The following is an 18,431-nucleotide window of genomic DNA, read 5'->3' as shown; positions in this document are numbered from 1 at the left end:
CCCCTCGCCTGTCCGCGTGCCGCGCCTACTTCGACAGATTCGGCGGCTGGATCGGGGAGGCCGCGAGGGACTGCGGGGACGTGCTCGACGCGTAGGCGGACGGGGCCGAGACGCCGGCCGTCGGGTCGGCGGTGACCTCGTCGCCGGCCTGCAGGGGCAGGCGGCCCACGATGCGGATCCCGGCCTCGTCGAAGGCCAGCTTGATGCGCCAGCGCAGCTCGCGCTGCACGGTGAGGGACTTGCCGGGCATGGTCTTCGCCGAGACGCCGACGACCATGGAGTCGAGGAGCACGCTGTCCAGGCCGAGGACCTCGACCGGGCCCCACAGCATCTCGTTCCAGGGCTCGTCCTTGCTCATGGCGACGCCGACCTCGATCAGGGTCTCCTTGACCTTGACCAGGTCCTCGTCCGAGCGGACGGTGACGTCGACGTTCGCGGTGGCCCAGCCCTGCGAGAGGTTGCCGATGCGCTTGACCTCGCCGTTGCGGACGTACCAGATCTCGCCGTCGGCGCCCCGCAGCTTCGTGACGCGCAGGCCGACCTCGACCACCTCGCCCGAGGCGACGCCCGCGTCGATGCTGTCCCCGACGCCGTACTGGTCCTCGAGGATCATGAAGACGCCGGACAGGAAGTCCGTGACGAGGTTGCGGGCGCCGAAACCGATCGCCACACCCGCGACACCCGCCGAGGCGAGCAGCGGGGCCAGATTGATCTGGAACGTGCCCAGGATCATCAGGGCGGCTGTGCCGAGAATCACGAAGGAGGCGACCGAGCGCAGCACGCTGCCGATGGCATGCGAGCGCTGCCGGCGGCGCTCCACATTGACCAGCAGGCCCCCGAGCGCCGTGCCGTCGACGGCCTGCGCCGTGCGGTTCATGCGCTCGATGAGCTTGGTGATGGCGCGCCGGATGGCCACTCTGAGGACCACGGCGACGACGACGATGAGCAGGATGCGCAGGCCTGTACCCAGCCAGGTGGACCAGTTCTGCTCGACCCAGCTGGCGGCGTTCGTGGCCTGCTCCTGGGCGTCCTTGAATGTGGTCGGGTCCGAGGACGGGTCGGACGCCGACAGGACGGACAAGATCACGGCAGAAACCTCCAGGCATAGCGGCCGCCCGCGAAAGGCGAAGTTACGGGCAGACCCACCACACTAACGGGGCATTGTGTATGGATCGTTGTCATGTTCGAGGGAGAGGCGGTCCTCACCTGGGGATGTAGGGGGTGTGGTCGAAAACACTCCCAGCCCGTTACCGGGACATGGTGGCGCTTGTGCAGGCCATGAGGGGAAACTGACTACAGATCGTCCCGGCGCGAGCCACGCGCCGCCGGCGTACAAGGAGGCATCCGTGCCGCATGTCCTGGTCCTCAACGCGTCGTACGAGCCACTCGGCGTCGTACCGCTCCGCCGCGCGCTCGTTCTGGTCCTCGAGAACAAGGCCATGTGCCTCGAGGAGTCCGGCGCCTATATGCACAGCGCAACCTGTACTGTCCCTGCACCCAGCGTGGTCCGCCTCAAGCGGTTCGTCCGGGTCCCTTACAGGGGGCCCGTTCCTCTGACCCGGCGGGCGCTGTTCGCCAGGGACGGCGGGCGGTGCATGTACTGCGGTGGCGTCGCAACCAGCGTCGACCACGTCATTCCCAAGAGCCGCGGCGGCCAGCACGCGTGGGAGAACGTGGTCGCGTCCTGCCGCCGCTGCAACCATGTCAAGGCCGACCGTCACCTGGTCGAGATCGGCTGGCGCCTGCGGCACAAGCCGGCCCCGCCGACCGGGCTCGCCTGGCGCATCATCGGGACCGGGCATAGGGATCCGCGCTGGCTGCCGTACCTGCAGCCGTTCGGCGCGGACGAGGCCCTGGCCCGGATCGAAGGCATTTCCGCCTGACCATCGATCCGGGTCTTCGCGTTTTTGGGCTCGCGTCACCAGGTGGCCGTACGTCTCCCGGCGTACGGCCACTACGCGTGCCCGGCGGCGGGCCCGGACGGCGTGGGTAACGACTTGGCTGCCTGACGGCCGTCGGCTATTGACGCCCGCTTCACCCACGGCTTACGTTCCTCGCACATCAATAGGAAACCTTCCTAACAGTGCTGCGAGGAGACAGGTCATGGCCGGTACGGCCCCGGGAATCCCCGGTACCCCGAGCGTCCTGCGCGCCATGAACGACCGCGCGGCCCTCGACCTCCTCGTCGCGCACGGCCCGCTGACCCGCACCCGGATCGGAGAGCTGACCGGCCTGTCCAAGCCCACCACCTCCCAGCTGCTCAGCCGGCTGGAAGCGGTGGGCCTGGTGCGCACCACGGGCAGCCAGACCGGCCGGCCCGGGCCGAACGCCGTGCTGTACGAGATCCACCCCGGCGCCGCCCACATCGTGGCCGTCTCCGCGGACCCCACCGGGATCACCGCCGTGGTCGCCGACATCGCCGGCGCCGAGCGTGGCCGCTGCCGTATCGAGGCCGTCGCCGTCGCCGACGACGTGCGCAACCGCACCGCCCAGCTCGTCGCCGAGGCCTTCGACGGCGCCCTGCGGCTGGCCGGGCTCGGCCACGACGACATCACCGCCACCGTGATCGGCACCCCCGGCGCCATCGACCCGCACACGGGCCAGCTCCGGTACGCCCCGCACCTGCCGGGCTGGCACTCGCGCACCCTGCTCGCCGAGCTCGCCGAGGTCCTCGGCACCCCGGTCTCCATCGAGAACGACGTCAATCTCGCCGCCATCGCCGAGCAGTACGAGGGCGCGGCGCAGGACCACGACGACTTCGTACTGGCCTATGTCGACGAGGGTGTCGGCGCGGCGATCGTGCTCGGCGGCGTGCTCCTGCGGGGCGCGACCGGCGGCGCGGGCGAGATCGGCTACATGCCGCTGCCCGGCGCCCCGCTGGCGCGCGGCGGCGAGGAGGAGATCGCCGGGGAGGACGCGGGGGGCGGCTTCCAGAGTCTGGTCGCGGCTCCCGCCGTGCGGCTGCTCGCCGGGGGCGCCAAGGACCTCGGCGAGGCCCTCTCCGACCCCGCCGTGCTCGACGAGGTGGCCCGCCGCCTGGCCACCGGGCTCGCCGCCGTCGTCGCCGTCGTCGACCCCGAGCTCGTCGTCCTGTCGGGACAGGTGGCCCAGGCCGGCGGCGAGGCGCTGCGCGTCCGCGTCGAGGACGAACTCACCGGGCTCGCCCTGCCGCGGCCCCAGCTGCGCATCAGCGATCTCGACGACGACCCGATCCTCACCGGCGCCCTGCGCTCGGCGCTGACCCAGGCCCGCGACATCGTCTTCGACACCAGCAACGTCTGACCCCACTCCTCCCTCCCTCCCCCACCTCTCGTCACTTCCCCCAACTCCCGTACAGGTAAAGGACGTTCGCCATGCCGCGATGGCGTATACCCCTGCGGGCGCCCCTGGCGCTCGCCGCGGCCGGACTGCTGCTGTCCGGCTGCGCCAACCCGAGTGTCGGCAGCGCCGACGACGACCCGGCGAAGCCCGTGACGCTGAAGTTCTGGCACGGCTGGTCGGCCCCCGGCGAGGTGAAGGCGATCAACGACTCGATCGCCCGCTTCGAGAAGCTCCACCCGAACATCGAGGTGAAGGCCACCGGCAACGTCACGGACGCCACCATCAACCAGGCACTGCGGGCCGGCGGCGACGAGGCCCCCGACGTGGTGACCTCGTTCACCACCAACAACGTGGGCCAGTACTGCGACTCCGGCATGTGGGCGGACCTCGACCCGTTCATGAGGAAGAGCGGCCTCGACAAGGCGAAGGTCTTCCCCAAGACCCTCCTGGACTACACGAGTTACGACGGCAACCAGTGCGCCCTGCCGCTGCTCGCCGACGCGTACGGGATGTACTACAACAAGGACGCGTTCAAGGAGGCGGGCATCAGCCGGCCGCCGCGGACCATGTCCGAGTTCGAAGCCGACGCCAAGAAGCTCACGAAGCGTGCGGGCAGCTCCTACAAGCGCGTCGGCTTCATGCCGAACTTCCGCCTGTACCAGAACAGCCCCGACCGGCTCTTCGCCCAGTGGGGCCCCACCTACTTCGACGCCAAGGGCGGCTCGCGGCTCGCGAAGGACCCGGCCACGTACAAGTTCTTCGACACCGCCCACCAGCTCGTCGAGGCACAGGGCGGCTACAACGCCCTGGAGCGCTTCCGCACGTCCTTCGGCGACGAGATGTCCACGCAGAACGCGTTCATGAACGGCAAGCTGGCGATGCACCTCGACGGCGAGTGGCGCGGCCTGATGATGAACGAGGCCAAGGTCGGCTTCGACTGGGGCGTGGCACCGCTGCCGGTCCCCGACGACCAGGCCGGGACGTACGGGCGCGGCTATCTCACCGGCACCGTAGCGGGCATCGCGCACAGCAGCAGGCATCAGAACGCGGCCTGGGAGCTGGTGAGGTTCCTGACCGCCGACACCGATCAGGTCGTCGCTTTCGCCAACGCGATCCACAACGTGCCGTCCACGTTCGCCGCCCTCAAGTCGCCGAAACTGGACGCCGATCCGACGTTCCGCACCTTCCTGGACATCGCGCAGAACAAGTACAGCCAGGTCATGCCGCCCTCCACCAACGGCGGCATGTACGTCACCTCGCTGCAGGACTTCTCGTACTCGGTCGAGGCGGGCAAGGTCCACGACCTCAAGGCGGGGCTGCGCGAGCTCGACCGGCAGATCGACGCCGACACCCTTCAGTCGAAGAACTGAGGAGCGGGAGTCCCATCATGGCCTTGACCCTGTCCAGTCCCGCGCGGCGCAGACTGCGTACGCTCGGCTTCCTCTCCCCCTGGCTGATCGGCTTCAGCGTCTTCTTCGCGTACCCGCTGATCGCCACCGTCTACTTCTCGTTCATGCACTACAACCAGATCCAGAAGCCCGACTTCGTGGGGCTGCGGAACTGGACGTACGTCTTCGAGCAGATGCCGCTGTTCGGTCCCGCCCTGTGGAACACGCTGTGGCTGGTCGTCGTGATGGTCGCCCTGCGGGTGGTGTTCGGGCTCTCGCTCGGACTGCTCATCACGAAGATCAAGACCGGCGCCGGCTTCTTCCGTACGGCCTTCTACCTGCCGTACCTGGCCCCGCCGGTGGCGGCGACCGTCGCCTTCGTCTTCCTGCTCAACCCGTCGACGGGACCGGTCAACGAGGTCCTCGCGCACCTCGGCATCACCGGACCGAACTGGTTCAACGACGCCGCCTGGGCCAAGCCGTCCCTGGTGATGCTCTCGCTGTGGGGCATCGGCGACCTGATGGTGATCTTCATGGCCGCGCTGCTCGACGTGCCCAGGGAGCAGTACGAGGCCGCGGAGCTGGACGGCGCGGGCGCCTGGTCGAAGTTCCGGTACGTGACCTGGCCGTCGATCACTCCGATCGTCATGTTCGCCGTCGTCACCGGCGTCGTACAGACGATGCAGTACTACACACAGGCCCTGGTCGCCGGAAAGATCGCCTCCGGCGTCTCCATCGGCCCCGGCAGCGTCATCCAGCCCGGCTACCCGGACCACTCGACGCTCACCGTCCCGCAGCTCGTCTACTCGATGGGCTTCCAGAACTTCAACACCGGCGCGGCGTGCGTCCTCTCGCTCGTGCTCTTCGCCATCGCCATGGCCGTGACCATGCTGCTCATGCGCAAGCGCGCGGGCCTTCTCGCGGCGGAGGACTGATCCAGATGACGACTACGACACTCAGCCCCACCCCGACCGCGGCTCCCGCGGACGCCCCGCCCGCGCGTGGCCCCGCCGCCGCACGCGCCCGCCGCAAGCGCGTCCTGCACTGGATCGCCGTGCACAGCGTCGCGATCGCCGTCGCGCTGCTGTTCATCCTGCCGTTCGTGTTCGTCTTCCTGACGTCGGTGATGAGCGACAGCCAGGCGATGAGCGGCGACCTGTGGCCGGACTCCTGGCACTGGGAGAACTACAAGGCCGTCTTCGAGACCGACGGCTTCCTCGACTGGTGGAAGAACTCCCTGCTCTACGCGGGCCTCGGGACCCTGTTCACCGTGTGCTCGGCGATCCCCGTCGCGTACGCGCTCGCCAAGTTCCGCTTCCGCGGCCGCCGGACGGCGATGATCCTCGTCATCTCGACGATGATGCTGCCGCCGCAGGTCATCGTGATCCCGATGTACCTGGTGTGGGCCCAGCAGTTCCATCTGTCGGGGACGCTGTGGCCACTGATCATCCCGATGGCGTTCGGCGACGCGTACTCGATCTTCCTGCTCCGGCAGTTCCTCCTGACGATCCCGAAGGAGTACATCGAGTCGGCGAAGGTCGACGGCTGCGGTGAGCTGCGGACCCTGCTCAAGATCATCGTGCCGATGGCCAAGCCGGGCATCGCCGCGATCGCGCTGTTCCAGTTCTTCTATTGCTGGAACGACTACTTCGGGCCGCAGATCTACGCGGCCCAGAACCCGGCGTCCTGGACGCTGTCGTACGGCCTCGAGTCCTTCAAGTCCGCACACAGCGTCAACTGGAACCTGACGATGGCCGCGACACTCCTCGTGATGGCGCCGGTCTGCATCGTCTTCTTCTTCGCACAGAAGGCCTTCGTCGAAGGCGTCACCCTCACCGGAGTAAAGGGCTGAGAACCGATATGAAGCTCGCTGTGGTCGGCGGAGGCTCGACCTACACCCCCGAACTCATCGACGGATTCGCGCGGCTGAGGGACACCCTGCCGATCGAGGAGCTCGTGCTCGTCGACCCGGCGGCCGACCGCCTGGAACTGGTCGGCGGCCTCGCGCGGCGCATCTTCGCCAAGCAGGGCCACCCCGGAGTGATCCGTACGACGAGCGATGTGGACGCCGGTGTCGCCGGCGCCGACGCGGTCCTGCTCCAGCTGCGCATCGGCGGTCAGGCCGCCCGCAACCAGGACGAGACCTGGCCGCTGGAGTGCGGCTGCGTCGGCCAGGAGACGACGGGCGCGGGCGGCCTCGCGAAGGCGCTCCGCACGGTGCCCGTGGTCCTCGACATCGCCGAGCGGGTGCGCCGCGCGAACCCGAACGCCTGGATCATCGACTTCACCAACCCGGTCGGCATCGTGACCCGCGCGCTGCTCCAGGCCGGGCACAAGGCCGTCGGTCTGTGCAACGTCGCGATCGGCTTCCAGCGGAAGTTCGCGCGGCTGCTCGACGTGACGCCGTCGCAGGTCCACCTCGACCACGTCGGCCTCAACCACCTCACCTGGGAGCTGGGTGTCCGCCTCGGCGGCCCGGACGGCGAGAACGTGCTGCCGCGCCTGATCGGCGAGCACGGCGACGCCATCGCCGAGGACCTGCACATGCCCCGCGCGATCGTGGACCGCCTCGGGGTCGTGCCCTCCTACTACCTGCGCTACTACTACCAGCACGACGCGGTCGTGCGGGAGATGCGCACGAAGCCGTCACGCGCCTCCCAAGTCGCCGCGATGGAGCGGGAGTTGCTGGAGATGTACGGCGACCCGGCGCTCGACGAGAAGCCGGAGCTGCTCGCCGGGCGGGGCGGTGCCTTCTACAGCGAGGCGGCCGTGGACCTGGCGGCGTCCCTCCTGGGGGGCGGCGGCTCCCCGTACCAGGTCGTCAACACGTACAACAACGGCACGCTGCCGTTCCTGCCCGACGACGCGGTGATCGAGGTACAGGCCGCGGTCGACGGCAAGGGCGCGACGCCGCTGGCCGTGCCCGCGCTCGACCCGCTGTACGCGGGCCTCATCGCGAACGTCACCGCTTATGAGGACCTGGCACTCGAAGCCGCCCTGCGCGGCGGCCGCGACCGTGTCTTCAAGGCGTTGCTCGCACACCCGCTGGTGGGCCAGATCGACTACGCCGAGCAGCTCACGGACCAGCTGATCGCCCACAACCGGGAGCACCTCGCGTGGGCCTGAGCTCTTCTGTGCACGGCTGGGTGCTGGCGATCGACGCCGGCAACAGCAAGACCGACGTCGCGGTGGTCGCGGCCGACGGCACCGTCGTCGGCACGGCCCGCGGCGGCGGGTTCCAGCCGCCCAAGGTGGGCGTCGGGGCCGCCGTCGACGTCCTCGCCGAGGCCGTCGACCGCGCGCTCGCCGAGGCGGGCACGACCACGGTGGGACACGTCTCGGCGTGTCTCGCCAACGCCGATCTCCCCGTCGAAGAACGGGAGTTGGCGGCGGAGCTGCGCACGCGCGGCTGGGCCGCCTCCGTCGACGTACGCAACGACACCTTCGCCGTCCTGCGCGCCGGGCTCCTCAAGGACTCCGAGCCGCGCGGTGTCGCGGTCGTGTGCGGCGCGGGCATCAACTGCGCCGGGATGCTGCCCGACGGGCGCACCTCCCGCTTCCCCGCGATCGGCAAGATCTCCGGCGACTGGGGCGGTGGCGGCGGCCTCGCCGAGGAGGCCCTCTGGTACGCGGCGCGCGCCGAGGACGGCCGTGGCGAGAGAACCGCCCTGATGCGCTCCCTGCCCGCGCACTTCGGACTGCCCTCGATGTACGAGCTGATCGAGGCACTGCACCTGGGCCGCATCCCGATGGAGCGCCGGCACGAGCTGACGCCGGTCCTGTTCGCGACGGCGGCGGACGGCGACCCGGTGGCGCGCGCCCTGATCGACCGCATGGGCGACGAGGTCGTGGCCATGTCCGTGGTGGCCCTGGACCGGCTCGGCCTGCTCGACGAGGAGACGCCGGTGCTCCTGGGCGGCTCGGTGCTCGCCGCGCGCCATCCCCAACTCGACAGCCGGATACGGGAGAGGCTCACCGCGCGCGCCCCGAAGGCGGTGCCGCGCGTGGTCACCGCGCGCCCCGTCCTGGGCGCGGCGCTGCTCGGCCTCGACGCCGTGGGGGCGGACGAGGACGTGCACGCGCGCGTGCGGGCGCACTTCGGGGGCTGAGTTCGGGGGCCGAGCCGATCCCGGCTCGCGGTCCCGGCTCGCGGGGAAAGCCGCCGGAAAAATGACGGGGAACGTTTCGCCGGAACACGTCCTCTGGAGGGTGACGGTCACTCATCGCACCCTCCGGAGGACGCACCCATGCCCATGGACCGCACCGCCCGCCGCGCCGCCATGCTCGTCGCCTGCGTACTGAGCTGCGACGGCCTGCTGCACCTCTGATGGTCGACCGGGTCGACCTGGCCCGCGCACGACGTGACGAGCCTGTCGTACGCCGTCCTGGGCGCGGACGTGCCTTTCACCCCGCCCGTCCTGCTGCCGCTCGCCACCGTCCTGTTCACGGCGAGCGGCGTCGTCGTGGCCCGCGCGCGCCGGGACCGCCCACACGTCCTGCTGCGCCTGGGCACGTGGGCCGTCGCCGCCGGACTGTCCCTACGCGGTCTCGCGGGGGTCTACTGGCTCTTCACCAAGGATCCCGGCACCGCGTTCTACTGGCTCAACCTGGGCGCGTATACGCCGCTTTGCGCGGCCCTCGCGGCGGCCGCCGTCAGGGTCGCCCGGCCGGAGCCCGTCGCGCACAGGGAAGATGCCGTACGTGTCCGATGACGACGACAGAGCCGCGACCGCACGGCTCGTGCGGGCCGCCCAGCGCGGAGACACCCTCGCGATGGCGCGGCTCCTCGACGAACTCGCGCCCTACGTAGGGCGGATCTGCGGCCCCATCGCACTGGACCAGGGGGCGGACGCGGCCCAGGAGGCACTGGTCGCCGTGTTCCGTTCGCTGCGCTCGCTCAAGGACCCGGCGGCCCTGCGCGGCTGGGCCCGGGCCATCGCCGTGCGAGAGGCGGTCCGCATCGCGCGGCGCTCGGCACGGGCCGTGACCGCCGACCTGAGCACTCTGCCCGCGCGCGGCGACCCTCAACTCGCCGCAGACATAAGAGATGTACTGGACCGGCTCTCCCCCGAGCACCGCGCGGTGCTCGTCCTGCGGGACGTGGAGGGCCTCGACGAACGGACCGCCGCCGAGCTGCTCGGCGTGCGCGTCGGCACGGTCAAGTCCCGGCTGTCCCGAGCCCGTGACACCTTCCGGAAGGCGTGGACCTCATGACGCAGCCCCCTCAGCCGCAACAGTGGCCCCACGCCGGCCTCGACCCCGTACGGAGGCTGCACGCGCTGGCCTCAGGCATCGGCGGCGCCCATGTCACCGAGAGGCGCGTCGGCGCCCCGTACGCGCGCGTGTGGGCCCTTCTGGGCGACCTGGAGGGCGAGTTCGGGCGGATCGCGCCCGACATGCGGGGACTGCGCGTGGTACGCCGTGAAGGAGACCGTGTGGAGGCGCTGGCCGTCAGTAAGTACGGGATGCGGGCCCGCCTGCGCGGGGTGCACAGGCCGGGCTGGTGCTGGCTGCAGAGCCGGTTCCTGCTGGTGGGCGTCGCGGCGGCGCCTGACCGGGACGGGACCCGCGTCGCGTTCACGGGCGGGGTGCGGGTGCCGGGGCGGGCCGCGCTCGTGCCGTTGGGGGTGCGCGCCGAGGGTCGTCGCAGCCTGGACCGGCTCACCGCCCTGCTGTGACCGGCGCGCGGGGAGGGAACCGATCGGATTCGCCTCACGTGTTCAAGGGCAGGGGCTGCACGACGGCGTGCGAGGGGGCGGTCGGTCCGGTGTGTTCGCACGTCGATTCCGAACAAGATCCAGTCAATGGCTGTGCGGATGTCGGTCCCTGCGGCAATACTTGCGGCCGTGCACCTTCGCCCGCGCTCCCCGCACGCCGGACGGAAGTGACGGACCGATGACCACGGGGGAGGTCGAGTGAACAACCCGCCGAACGGCAGCGCGGCGCCACCGGGGACGGTCGGCGCGCCCACGATGCCGTCCGTGCCGCCGCAGGTGCGGCCGCCGCACACGCAGGGCCCGGAATCCGCCGCGCCCGCGCGCGGCACCGCGTGGGCGGAGGGCGTCGACCGGGTCCGCGCCGCGGCGACGACGGAGCCGGGGCGCCTGCGCATCATCGGCGCCGTGCTCGCGCTGCTCGTCGTCGCGTTCGGCGCGGTCACGGCCTGGCAGATGACCGACCGCTCGGCCGCCGCGGACGACGTCCTGCACAGCAGCCAGCCCCTGAGCGCCGACGCGGCGGACATCTACCGCTCGCTCGCCGACGCCAACACGGCGGCGTCCAGCGGGTTCCTCGCGGGCGGCCAGGAGCCGGCCGAGACGCGGGACCGGTACGAGAAGGACATCAGCACGGCCGCGGCCAAGCTCGTGACGGCGGCGGCGAACTCGGAGCCCGACTCCCCCTCCACGGCCGCCATTTCGAAGCTGAACAAGCTGCTGCCGCAGTACAAGGGCCTCATCGAGCGCGCCCGGGCGAACAACCGGCAGGGCTTCCCGCTGGGCGGCGCCTACCTGCGGTACGCGAACGAGACGATGCAGGAGCAGATGCTCCCCGCGGCCGAGGACCTGTACAAGAAGGAGAACGAGCGGCTCCGCTCGGACTACGACAGCGCCACGCCCTACCCCTGGGCCGCGATCGGCCTCGGCGTCGTCGCGCTCGGCGCGCTCGCCTGGGCCCAGCGGCGCAACTACCGCCGGACGAACCGCGTGCTCAACCACGGCCTGGTCACGGCGACAGCCGCGTCCACGGTCGTCCTCCTCTGGCTCGTCGTCGGCCACAGCGTCGCCCGCGCGGGTCTCCACGAGTCGTACGACCACGGGGTCCGCTCGCTGAACGTGCTGCACGACGCCCGCATCGCCTCCCTCAAGGCGCGGGGCAACGAGAACCTGACGCTGGTCAGCCGCGGCGCCGAGACCGTCGAGGTGAAGGGCGTGACCAAGGACGCCTTCGACGTGGACTACCGGAACCAGATGAAGACGCTCGCCACGAAGCTCGGGGACGCGACGAAGCTCGCCGACGACAGCAATGGCAAGCGGCCCGTCCTGGCCGCGGGTGACAACATGCGGGTGTGGCAGGACCGCCACAAGGACGCCCGCGAGCAGGACGACGCGGGCAACTACCAAGGGGCGCTCGACAAGGTGATCGGCTCCGCGCAGGACAAGCCGACCCGCGAGTGCTTCGACAACGTCGACAAGGAACTGCAGTCCGCCCTGACGCACGAGCAGGCGGAGTTCCAGCAGGCGGCCACCGACGGGCGCGGTGCGATGACGGGGCTCCCGGTGGGCGCCGCCGTACTCGCCGTCCTCGGCGCGGCGGGCGCCGTGCTCGGCATCGGGCGCAGGCTTTCGGAGTACCGGTGAGAGGGGGCGGGACAGCGATGAGCGCACGGCGTACGCGGATCAGCCTGCGCGGCTGGGGCGGTGTGGGGGCCATGGCGGTCGCCTGCGCCCTGACCGCGGTCTTCGCGCTGCTGCTCCCCCTGACCCGGGGCGCCGGCGGCGACGGCAGCACGGGCGTCGGCGGCCCCGGTCTGGCCACGGGCGTGCAGGCCCGAGCGGACGACTGCACCGAACCGGAGCGCAGCCTCTCGCCGTCCGGGAGCGAGTCGGGGGCGGCGGTCAAGGCCATCAAGAAGCGCGGCTACCTCATCGTCGGCGTCGACCAGAACAGCTACCACTGGGGCTACCGCGACCCGAACAAGAAGTCCAGCGAGCTCGAGGGCTTCGACATCGACCTGGCGCACGAGATCGCCCAGAAGATCCTCGGCGACCGCGACCTGATCCGGTTCCGCGCGATCCCGACCAACCAGCGCATCCCGGCGATACAGCACGGGAACGTCGACATGGTCGTCCGCACGATGACGATCAGCTGCGAGCGGCTCAAGGACGTCGCTTTCTCCACGGCGTACTTCCAGACCGGGCAGCAGGTCCTCGCTCCCAAGACCTCCTCGATCACGGGGTACGACAAGTCGCTCGCGGGCAAGCGGATCTGCACGGCGGCCGGCTCGACCGCCTTCGACCGGCTCGACGCGGACCGCAAGGCGGGCACGCTGGCCCCCGGCGCCGACATCTCCACGACGGTGCCGAACCAGCTGGACTGCCTCGTCAGGCTGCAGCTCGGCGAGGTGGACGCCGTGGTCACGGACAGCGCGCTCGCCGCGGGCCAGGCCGCGCAGGACCCCACGGTCGAGCTCAAGGGCACGCCGTTCACCAAGGAGTTCTACGGCGTGGCGATGAAGCGGGGCACGGACGACCTGGTACGCCGGGTCAACCAGGTCCTGGAGGACTTCCGCAAGGACGGCGGCTGGCAGGACTCGTACGACACGTGGCTCAAGGACGGTCTCGGCGCGGCCTCCGGGCCGCCCGCACCGAAGTACAAGTAGCCCCGGCCGGGCGCTGCTTGCGGCACTTGCACAGCGGCGGCCGGCGGCAGCCGGTGGCATCGATGTGAACGGAGAGGTGATCGATGGGCGTCACGGGACCCCCCGGTCCGGTGATGGACCGGGACGAGGTGGACCGTGCGCTGGCGCGGCTCGGCGCGGAGCACGAGGCGATCGAGACGTCGCTGTTCGCCCTCCAGGACCACGCGGGCCGCAGACTCCTCGAAGGCGCCCGGCTGACCGGCACCACCCAAGAGCGCTGGGCCGCCGCGGACCAGGCGATCACCCTGCTGTGGACGTACTTCGACGCGTACACGGCCGCCCTGCGCTCCGCCCGTGAGATACGGGCGCGGCGCCGCTGGTCGAGCCGTGAGGACCTCGTCGAGCTGACCGAGCTGCTGCGCGGCGAGAGCGTGACCGTCGCCGGAAGCGGACCCTCCACGCCCGCGTCGCTCACCGGTCCCGCCCGGCTCAGCGACCGGTTCACGCTCGCCGGCCTGGTCGAGCGGATGAACGACCTGTACGCGAGCTCGCTCGACATGGTGGTCGCCGCCGACGCCGTCTGGTCGGCGCTGCCCGCCCGTATAGACCTCCTCGCCGCCGAGCTGGGCCGCACGCGTCAGCTCGCGCACTCCGTCGGCGTACGGCCGGGTGAGCACCCCTCGGGCGACGATCTGGAGCGGATCACGCACGCGCTGACGCGGCTGCGGGAGGACGTCGTGTCCGATCCGCTGGCGTACTGGCGTTCCGCACCCGGCAGTTCGGCGCCCGGCGGCGGCCGGCCCGACACGACGGCGTACGACCGTGAGGCGCAGGCGCTGGAGGAGGTGCGCCGCGAGATCGACGCGGTGCTGACCGTGCGGCAGGACGCGGAGGTCCGGCTCGGCAGGCTGCGGGACGTCCTCTCGCGCGCGGACCGCACGCTCGCCGAGGCGCGGTCCGCGCGCGGCGAGGTGCTCGCCAAGATCGCCGCGTTCGAGGTGCCCGCGGTCAGCGGCCCGCCGACGGCGCTCCAGGAGCAGTTGGCGACTGCGGCCGAGTACCGCAGATCCGCCCAGTGGCACCGGCTCTCACCGCTTCTGGAGACCCTGGAGACGAAGGCCGAGGACGAACTCCTGCGGGCGCGCGAGTCGTTGACCGAGGTCACACAGCCGCTGGCGGTCCGTGCCGAGCTGCGCGGCCGTCTCGACGCGTACAAGGCGAAGGTGGCGCGGCTCGGGTTCGCCGAGGACCCGCTGCTCGTGGAGCGTTACGACGCGGCCCGGCGGATGCTGTGGAGCGCGCCCTGCGATCTGCGCGCGGCCGAGGACGCGGTCCTGCGGTACCAGCGGGCGGCCGCCGACGTATTGGTCCCGCGGGTGCCCGAACAGGGCGGTCCCGCCGACCGGAGGGGGGAATCATGAGCGAGCAGCGGCAGTGCCAGCGTCCCGGGTGCGTGGGTTCGTACGAGGACGTGGGCGGCGGGGAGCTGTACTGCGACACCTGCGGTCTGGCCCCGGTGGTCTCGCCGACGGGCCTGGTGGGGTCGACGCCGACGGGCGTCACGGGCGGCGGCCGGGGTTCCGACAGCTCCAGTGCGCGCAGCAGTTCGCGGTCGTCGCGGGCCAGCTCGCGCTCCTCGCAGTCGCGCCGGTCGGTCTCGGGCCGGCTGTCGCGCTCCCTGTCGGGACAGTCCGGTTCACAGGGGTCCCGGTCGGTGTCGGTGCGCAGTTCGGGCGCCTCGGCCGCGTCGTCGGGCCGCGGGCGCCTCGGCGTCGGCCTGGTCCAGGTGCCGGACGTGCCGCGGCCCGACCCGCGGGCGATGGTGCAGGAGAACCCCGAGGTTCCCGAGCGGAAGCGATTCTGCTCGCGCTCGGACTGCGGGGCGCCGGTGGGCCGCGCGCGCGGCGAACGCCCGGGCCGCACGGAGGGGTTCTGCACGAAGTGCGGCCATCCCTACTCGTTCGTGCCGAAGCTGCGTACGGGCGACATCGTGCACGGCCAGTACGAGGTGGTGGGCTGCCTCGCGCACGGCGGGCTCGGCTGGGTCTATCTCGCCGTGGACCGCGCGGTCTCCGACCGCTGGGTCGTCCTCAAGGGCCTCCTCGACACGGGTGACCAGGACGCCATGGCGGCGGCGATCTCGGAGCGGCGCTTCCTCGCCGAGATCGAGCACGCGAACATCGTCCGCATCTACAACTTCGTCGAGCACCTCGACCAGCGCACCGGCTCCATGGACGGCTACATCGTCATGGAGTACGTGGGCGGCAAGTCCCTCAAGGAGATCGCCAACGGGCGCCGCACCCCGACCGGCAAGCGCGACCCGCTCCCGGTCGAGCAGGCCTGCGCGTACGGGATCGAGGCGCTGGAGGCCCTCGGGCACCTGCACAGCCGCAACCTCCTGTACTGCGACTTCAAGGTCGACAACGCGATCCAGACGGAGGACCAGCTCAAGCTCATCGACATGGGCGCGGTCCGCAGGATGGACGACGACGAGTCGGCGATCTACGGGACCGTGGGCTACCAGGCCCCCGAGGTCGCGGACGTCGGCCCCTCGGTCGCCTCCGACCTGTACACGGTGGCGCGCACACTGGCCGTCCTGACCTTCGACTTCCAGGGCTACACGAACGTCTTCGCGGACTCCCTGCCCGACCCCGACAGCATCGAGGTCTTCCGCACGTACGAGTCGTTCTACCGGCTGCTCGTACGCGCCACCGACCCCGACCCGGCCCGCCGGTTCGCGTCCGCGCAGGAGATGGCCGAGCAGCTCACCGGCGTACTGCGCGAGGTCGTGGCCCTCCAGACGGGCCGTCCGCGGCCTGCGCTCTCGACGCTGTTCGGGCCCGAAGTCAAGGTCACGGACACGGAGTTGTTCGCTCAGCTGACGGGCGATGTGTCGCGGTTCGGGGTGCGGGCGGAGCCGGTGCGACGGAAGGGACGGGCCGCCCTCGCACCCGCCGTCGCGCCGGGCAGCGCGGCCTCCGCGCTCCCCGGCGCCCCGGGTGCCCCTGGCGCCCCCGCCGCGCTGGTGAAGCCCCTCGACGCCGCCGCCACCGCGCTCGCGCTCCCCGTGCCGAGGGTCGACCCCGGCGACCCGAACGCCGGGTTCCTCGCGGGGCTCATGGCGTCCGCGCCGGGCGAGCTCATCACCGCGCTGCGCGCCGCGCCCGCCAGCTCCTTGGAACTGCGCCTGCGCGAGCTGCGGGCCCGCCTCGAAATGGGTGAACTGGTCTCCGCCGCCCACGCGTTGGCGGAGCTGGAGGCACAGCACCCGGACGACTGGCGGGTCGTCTGGTACCGCGGGGTCGCGGCGCTCGCGACCGGCGACCACACGAACGCGGCCCTGTCGTTCGACGCGATCTACGACGCGTTCCCGGGTGAGCCCGCCCCGAAGCTCGCGCTCGGCGTGTGCGCGGAGGTGCTGGGCCAGCTGGACAACGCGGCGGAGTACTACCGCCTCGTCTGGGCCACCGACCCCAGCTATGTGAGCGCCGCGTTCGGCCTGGCCCGTGTGCAGCTCGCCGCGGGCGACCGGCACGCCGCCGTGCGCACCCTGGAGTCCGTACCGGAGTCGTCGATCCACTACACGGCGGCCCGGGTCGCCGCGGTGCGGGCCAGACTGCGGCAGCGGATGGCGGAGCCGGCCGCCGCGCACGGGCCGCTGCTCGACGACCTGACGGCCGCGGCGGGCCAGGTCGAGGCGCTGGACGGGTTCGGCCTCGACGCGGTGCGCCGGGAGCGGTTGTCCACCGAGGTCCTTGGTACGGCGCTCGACTGGGTACTCTCCGGTAATCAAGGTTCCGCTCCGCGCCAGGGACCCGTGACGACGCTGGTGCTGGGGAACGACCTGGACGAGCGGGGGCTGCGTCTCGGCCTCGAGCGCTCGTACCGGACACTGGCCAGGCTCGCTCAGGTTGGCGAGGAGAGGATCGAACTGGTGGAGCGGGCGAACCGTTACCGTCCACGGACGTGGGTGTGAGTTGATGTCGCAGATGCCTCGGCCGACGGCCATGTCGACGTGCCCCAGCTGCGAGGAGCCCCTCGAGTCGGGTGACCGCTTCTGCGGCGCGTGCGGGTACGACCTGTCGGCGGTGCCGGCCCCGCCGGACGACCTGCCGACGGTCACCCTGAGCACGGACGGCGCGGTGCCGGCGGCGCATCCCGCCGTGGACTGGCCCTCCGCCCCCGAGCTCGACAGCTCCGACACCCCGGCGCCCGTGCATCTGCCCACCGACCTCCAGGGCACCGACTCGGGCGGCTCCGAACTGCCGTCGGCCGTGCGCTTCGACGGGGTTCCCGAGCAGGCCGGTGAGTCCGCCGCCGGCGACTACACGCTGCCCGCCCCCGATCCCCGTACCGCGCCGCCCGAGTCACTCGCGACCCCGCCCGCCGGCACGAAGCTCTGCGTGGCGTGCCGCGCCGGGCAGGTCGACCGGGACGGCTACTGCGAGAACTGCGGGCACGCGCAGCCGCGCGAGCGCGATCACATGGAGCAGGAGCTGGGCGCGGTCGCCGCGGTCAGCGACCGGGGGCTGCGCCACCACCGCAACGAGGACGCGTTCGCGATCGCGTCGGCCGCGCTGCCCGACGGGACGCCGTCCGTCGTCTCGATCGTCTGCGACGGCGTCTCCTCGGCGACCCGCCCCGACGAGGCGTCCCTCGCCGCGTCGCACGCCGCGAGCGAGGCGCTCCTGGAGTCCCTGCCGCGCGGCACGCATCCTCAGCAGGCCATGCACGACGCGATCGTCGCGGCGGCCGAGGCGGTCAACGCCCTGGCTCAGGAGCCCGGTTCGGCCCGTGAGCACGCCCCGCACCAGAACGCGCCCGCGTGCACACTGGTCGGCGCGATCGTCGCCAAGGACCTGCTGATCGTCGGCTGGGTCGGCGACTCGCGCGCCTACTGGGTGCCCGACGACCGCACGGCCCCCGCGGCCCGGCTCACCGAGGACGACTCGTGGGCGGCGCAGATGGTCGCGGCGGGCCTGATGAACGAGGCGGAGGCGTACGCGGACGAGCGCGCCCACGCGATCACGGGCTGGCTCGGCGCGGACGCCTACGAACTGGAGCCGCACACGGCCTCGTTCAAGCCGGACCGTCCCGGTGTGGTCGTGGTGTGCACGGACGGGCTGTGGAACTACGCGGAGGCCGCACAGGAGATGGCCGGGGTCATCCCGGCCGACGCGGCGCACCGTCCGCTGCACAGCGCCCAGGTCCTGGTGGGCCACGCGCTCGACGGCGGCGGCCACGACAACGTAACAGTGGCCGTGCTGCCGTTCCCCGTACCGCCCGCGGGGGCAGGATCGGCGTAGACCGGGCGGCGCGGGGAAGCCGCCCGGCCGTCGGGGAAGTTCCACGCAGGCGCACGA

The 18,431-nt window shown here is 71.6% G+C and carries 15 protein-coding genes and 1 pseudogene; 15 read left to right on the top strand and 1 reads right to left on the bottom strand.

What is annotated here, in order from left to right:
* Positions 1 to 25: 25 nt before the first annotated feature.
* Positions 26 to 1,087: a mechanosensitive ion channel family protein gene (locus ACWIGU_RS13270; RefSeq protein WP_454400288.1), complete on the bottom strand. Its 1,062-nt coding sequence runs from the start codon at positions 1,085 to 1,087 to the stop codon at positions 26 to 28.
* Between the two features lie 259 nt (positions 1,088 to 1,346).
* Between ACWIGU_RS13270 and ACWIGU_RS13265 the strand changes: the two genes are divergently transcribed.
* The 15 genes and pseudogenes from ACWIGU_RS13265 (at position 1,347) to ACWIGU_RS13195 (ending at position 18,374) form a co-directional block, all read left to right on the top strand.
* Positions 1,347 to 1,883, top strand: a complete 537-nt coding sequence (locus ACWIGU_RS13265; RefSeq protein WP_100594167.1) for an HNH endonuclease — start codon at positions 1,347 to 1,349, stop codon at positions 1,881 to 1,883.
* A 220-nt stretch (positions 1,884 to 2,103) separates the two neighbouring features.
* A complete protein-coding gene (locus ACWIGU_RS13260; protein ID WP_454400285.1) occupies positions 2,104 to 3,282 on the top strand; it encodes an ROK family transcriptional regulator in 1,179 nt (392 codons plus the stop codon).
* A 71-nt stretch (positions 3,283 to 3,353) separates the two neighbouring features.
* Positions 3,354 to 4,691, top strand: coding sequence for an ABC transporter substrate-binding protein (locus ACWIGU_RS13255; RefSeq protein WP_454400283.1), 1,338 nt, complete (start codon positions 3,354 to 3,356; stop codon positions 4,689 to 4,691).
* Between the two features lie 17 nt (positions 4,692 to 4,708).
* Positions 4,709 to 5,644 carry a carbohydrate ABC transporter permease gene (locus tag ACWIGU_RS13250; RefSeq protein ID WP_454400281.1) on the top strand — a complete coding sequence of 312 codons (936 nt, stop codon included), beginning with the start codon at positions 4,709 to 4,711 and terminating at the stop codon, positions 5,642 to 5,644.
* A gap of 5 nt (positions 5,645 to 5,649) precedes the next feature.
* Positions 5,650 to 6,561, top strand: coding sequence for a carbohydrate ABC transporter permease (locus ACWIGU_RS13245; RefSeq protein WP_454400279.1), 912 nt, complete (start codon positions 5,650 to 5,652; stop codon positions 6,559 to 6,561).
* 8 nt (positions 6,562 to 6,569) lie between these two features.
* Positions 6,570 to 7,835, top strand: a complete 1,266-nt coding sequence (locus ACWIGU_RS13240) for a 6-phospho-beta-glucosidase (protein ID WP_454400277.1) — start codon at positions 6,570 to 6,572, stop codon at positions 7,833 to 7,835.
* Entirely contained in the window at positions 7,826 to 8,818 is a 993-nt protein-coding gene (locus ACWIGU_RS13235) for an N-acetylglucosamine kinase (RefSeq protein WP_454400275.1), read from the top strand. Before ACWIGU_RS13240 ends, ACWIGU_RS13235 begins: the two co-directional genes overlap by 10 nt.
* A 231-nt stretch (positions 8,819 to 9,049) precedes the next feature.
* Positions 9,050 to 9,421 (top strand): annotated as a pseudogene (locus ACWIGU_RS13230) (DUF3995 domain-containing protein); the annotation flags it as partial.
* Positions 9,411 to 9,923, top strand: coding sequence for an RNA polymerase sigma factor (locus ACWIGU_RS13225; protein WP_454400273.1), 513 nt, complete (start codon positions 9,411 to 9,413; stop codon positions 9,921 to 9,923). The pseudogene ACWIGU_RS13230 and the gene ACWIGU_RS13225, both read left to right, overlap by 11 nt.
* Positions 9,920 to 10,387, top strand: a complete 468-nt coding sequence (locus ACWIGU_RS13220) for a hypothetical protein (protein WP_454400271.1) — start codon at positions 9,920 to 9,922, stop codon at positions 10,385 to 10,387. The genes ACWIGU_RS13225 and ACWIGU_RS13220 overlap by 4 nt, the downstream gene beginning before the upstream one ends.
* 237 nt (positions 10,388 to 10,624) lie before the next feature.
* A complete protein-coding gene (locus ACWIGU_RS13215) occupies positions 10,625 to 12,067 on the top strand; it encodes a hypothetical protein (RefSeq protein WP_454400269.1) in 1,443 nt (480 codons plus the stop codon).
* A 17-nt stretch (positions 12,068 to 12,084) separates the two neighbouring features.
* Positions 12,085 to 13,089: a glutamate ABC transporter substrate-binding protein gene (locus ACWIGU_RS13210; protein ID WP_454400267.1), complete on the top strand. Its 1,005-nt coding sequence runs from the start codon at positions 12,085 to 12,087 to the stop codon at positions 13,087 to 13,089.
* A gap of 83 nt (positions 13,090 to 13,172) precedes the next feature.
* Positions 13,173 to 14,489, top strand: coding sequence for a hypothetical protein (locus ACWIGU_RS13205; protein ID WP_454400266.1), 1,317 nt, complete (start codon positions 13,173 to 13,175; stop codon positions 14,487 to 14,489).
* On the top strand, positions 14,486 to 17,044 hold the full coding sequence (locus ACWIGU_RS13200; RefSeq protein ID WP_454400264.1) for a tetratricopeptide repeat protein: 2,559 nt from the start codon (positions 14,486 to 14,488) through the stop codon (positions 17,042 to 17,044). Before ACWIGU_RS13205 ends, ACWIGU_RS13200 begins: the two co-directional genes overlap by 4 nt.
* Before the next feature lies 1 nt (position 17,045).
* A complete protein-coding gene (locus ACWIGU_RS13195; protein ID WP_454400262.1) occupies positions 17,046 to 18,374 on the top strand; it encodes a PP2C family serine/threonine-protein phosphatase in 1,329 nt (442 codons plus the stop codon).
* The last annotated feature ends 57 nt before the right edge of the window (positions 18,375 to 18,431 follow it).

The organism is Streptomyces sp. NPDC055400, from assembly GCF_053644375.1.
Note: the sequence above shows the minus strand (reverse complement) of the source record. Positions and strands in the feature narration are given on the sequence as shown.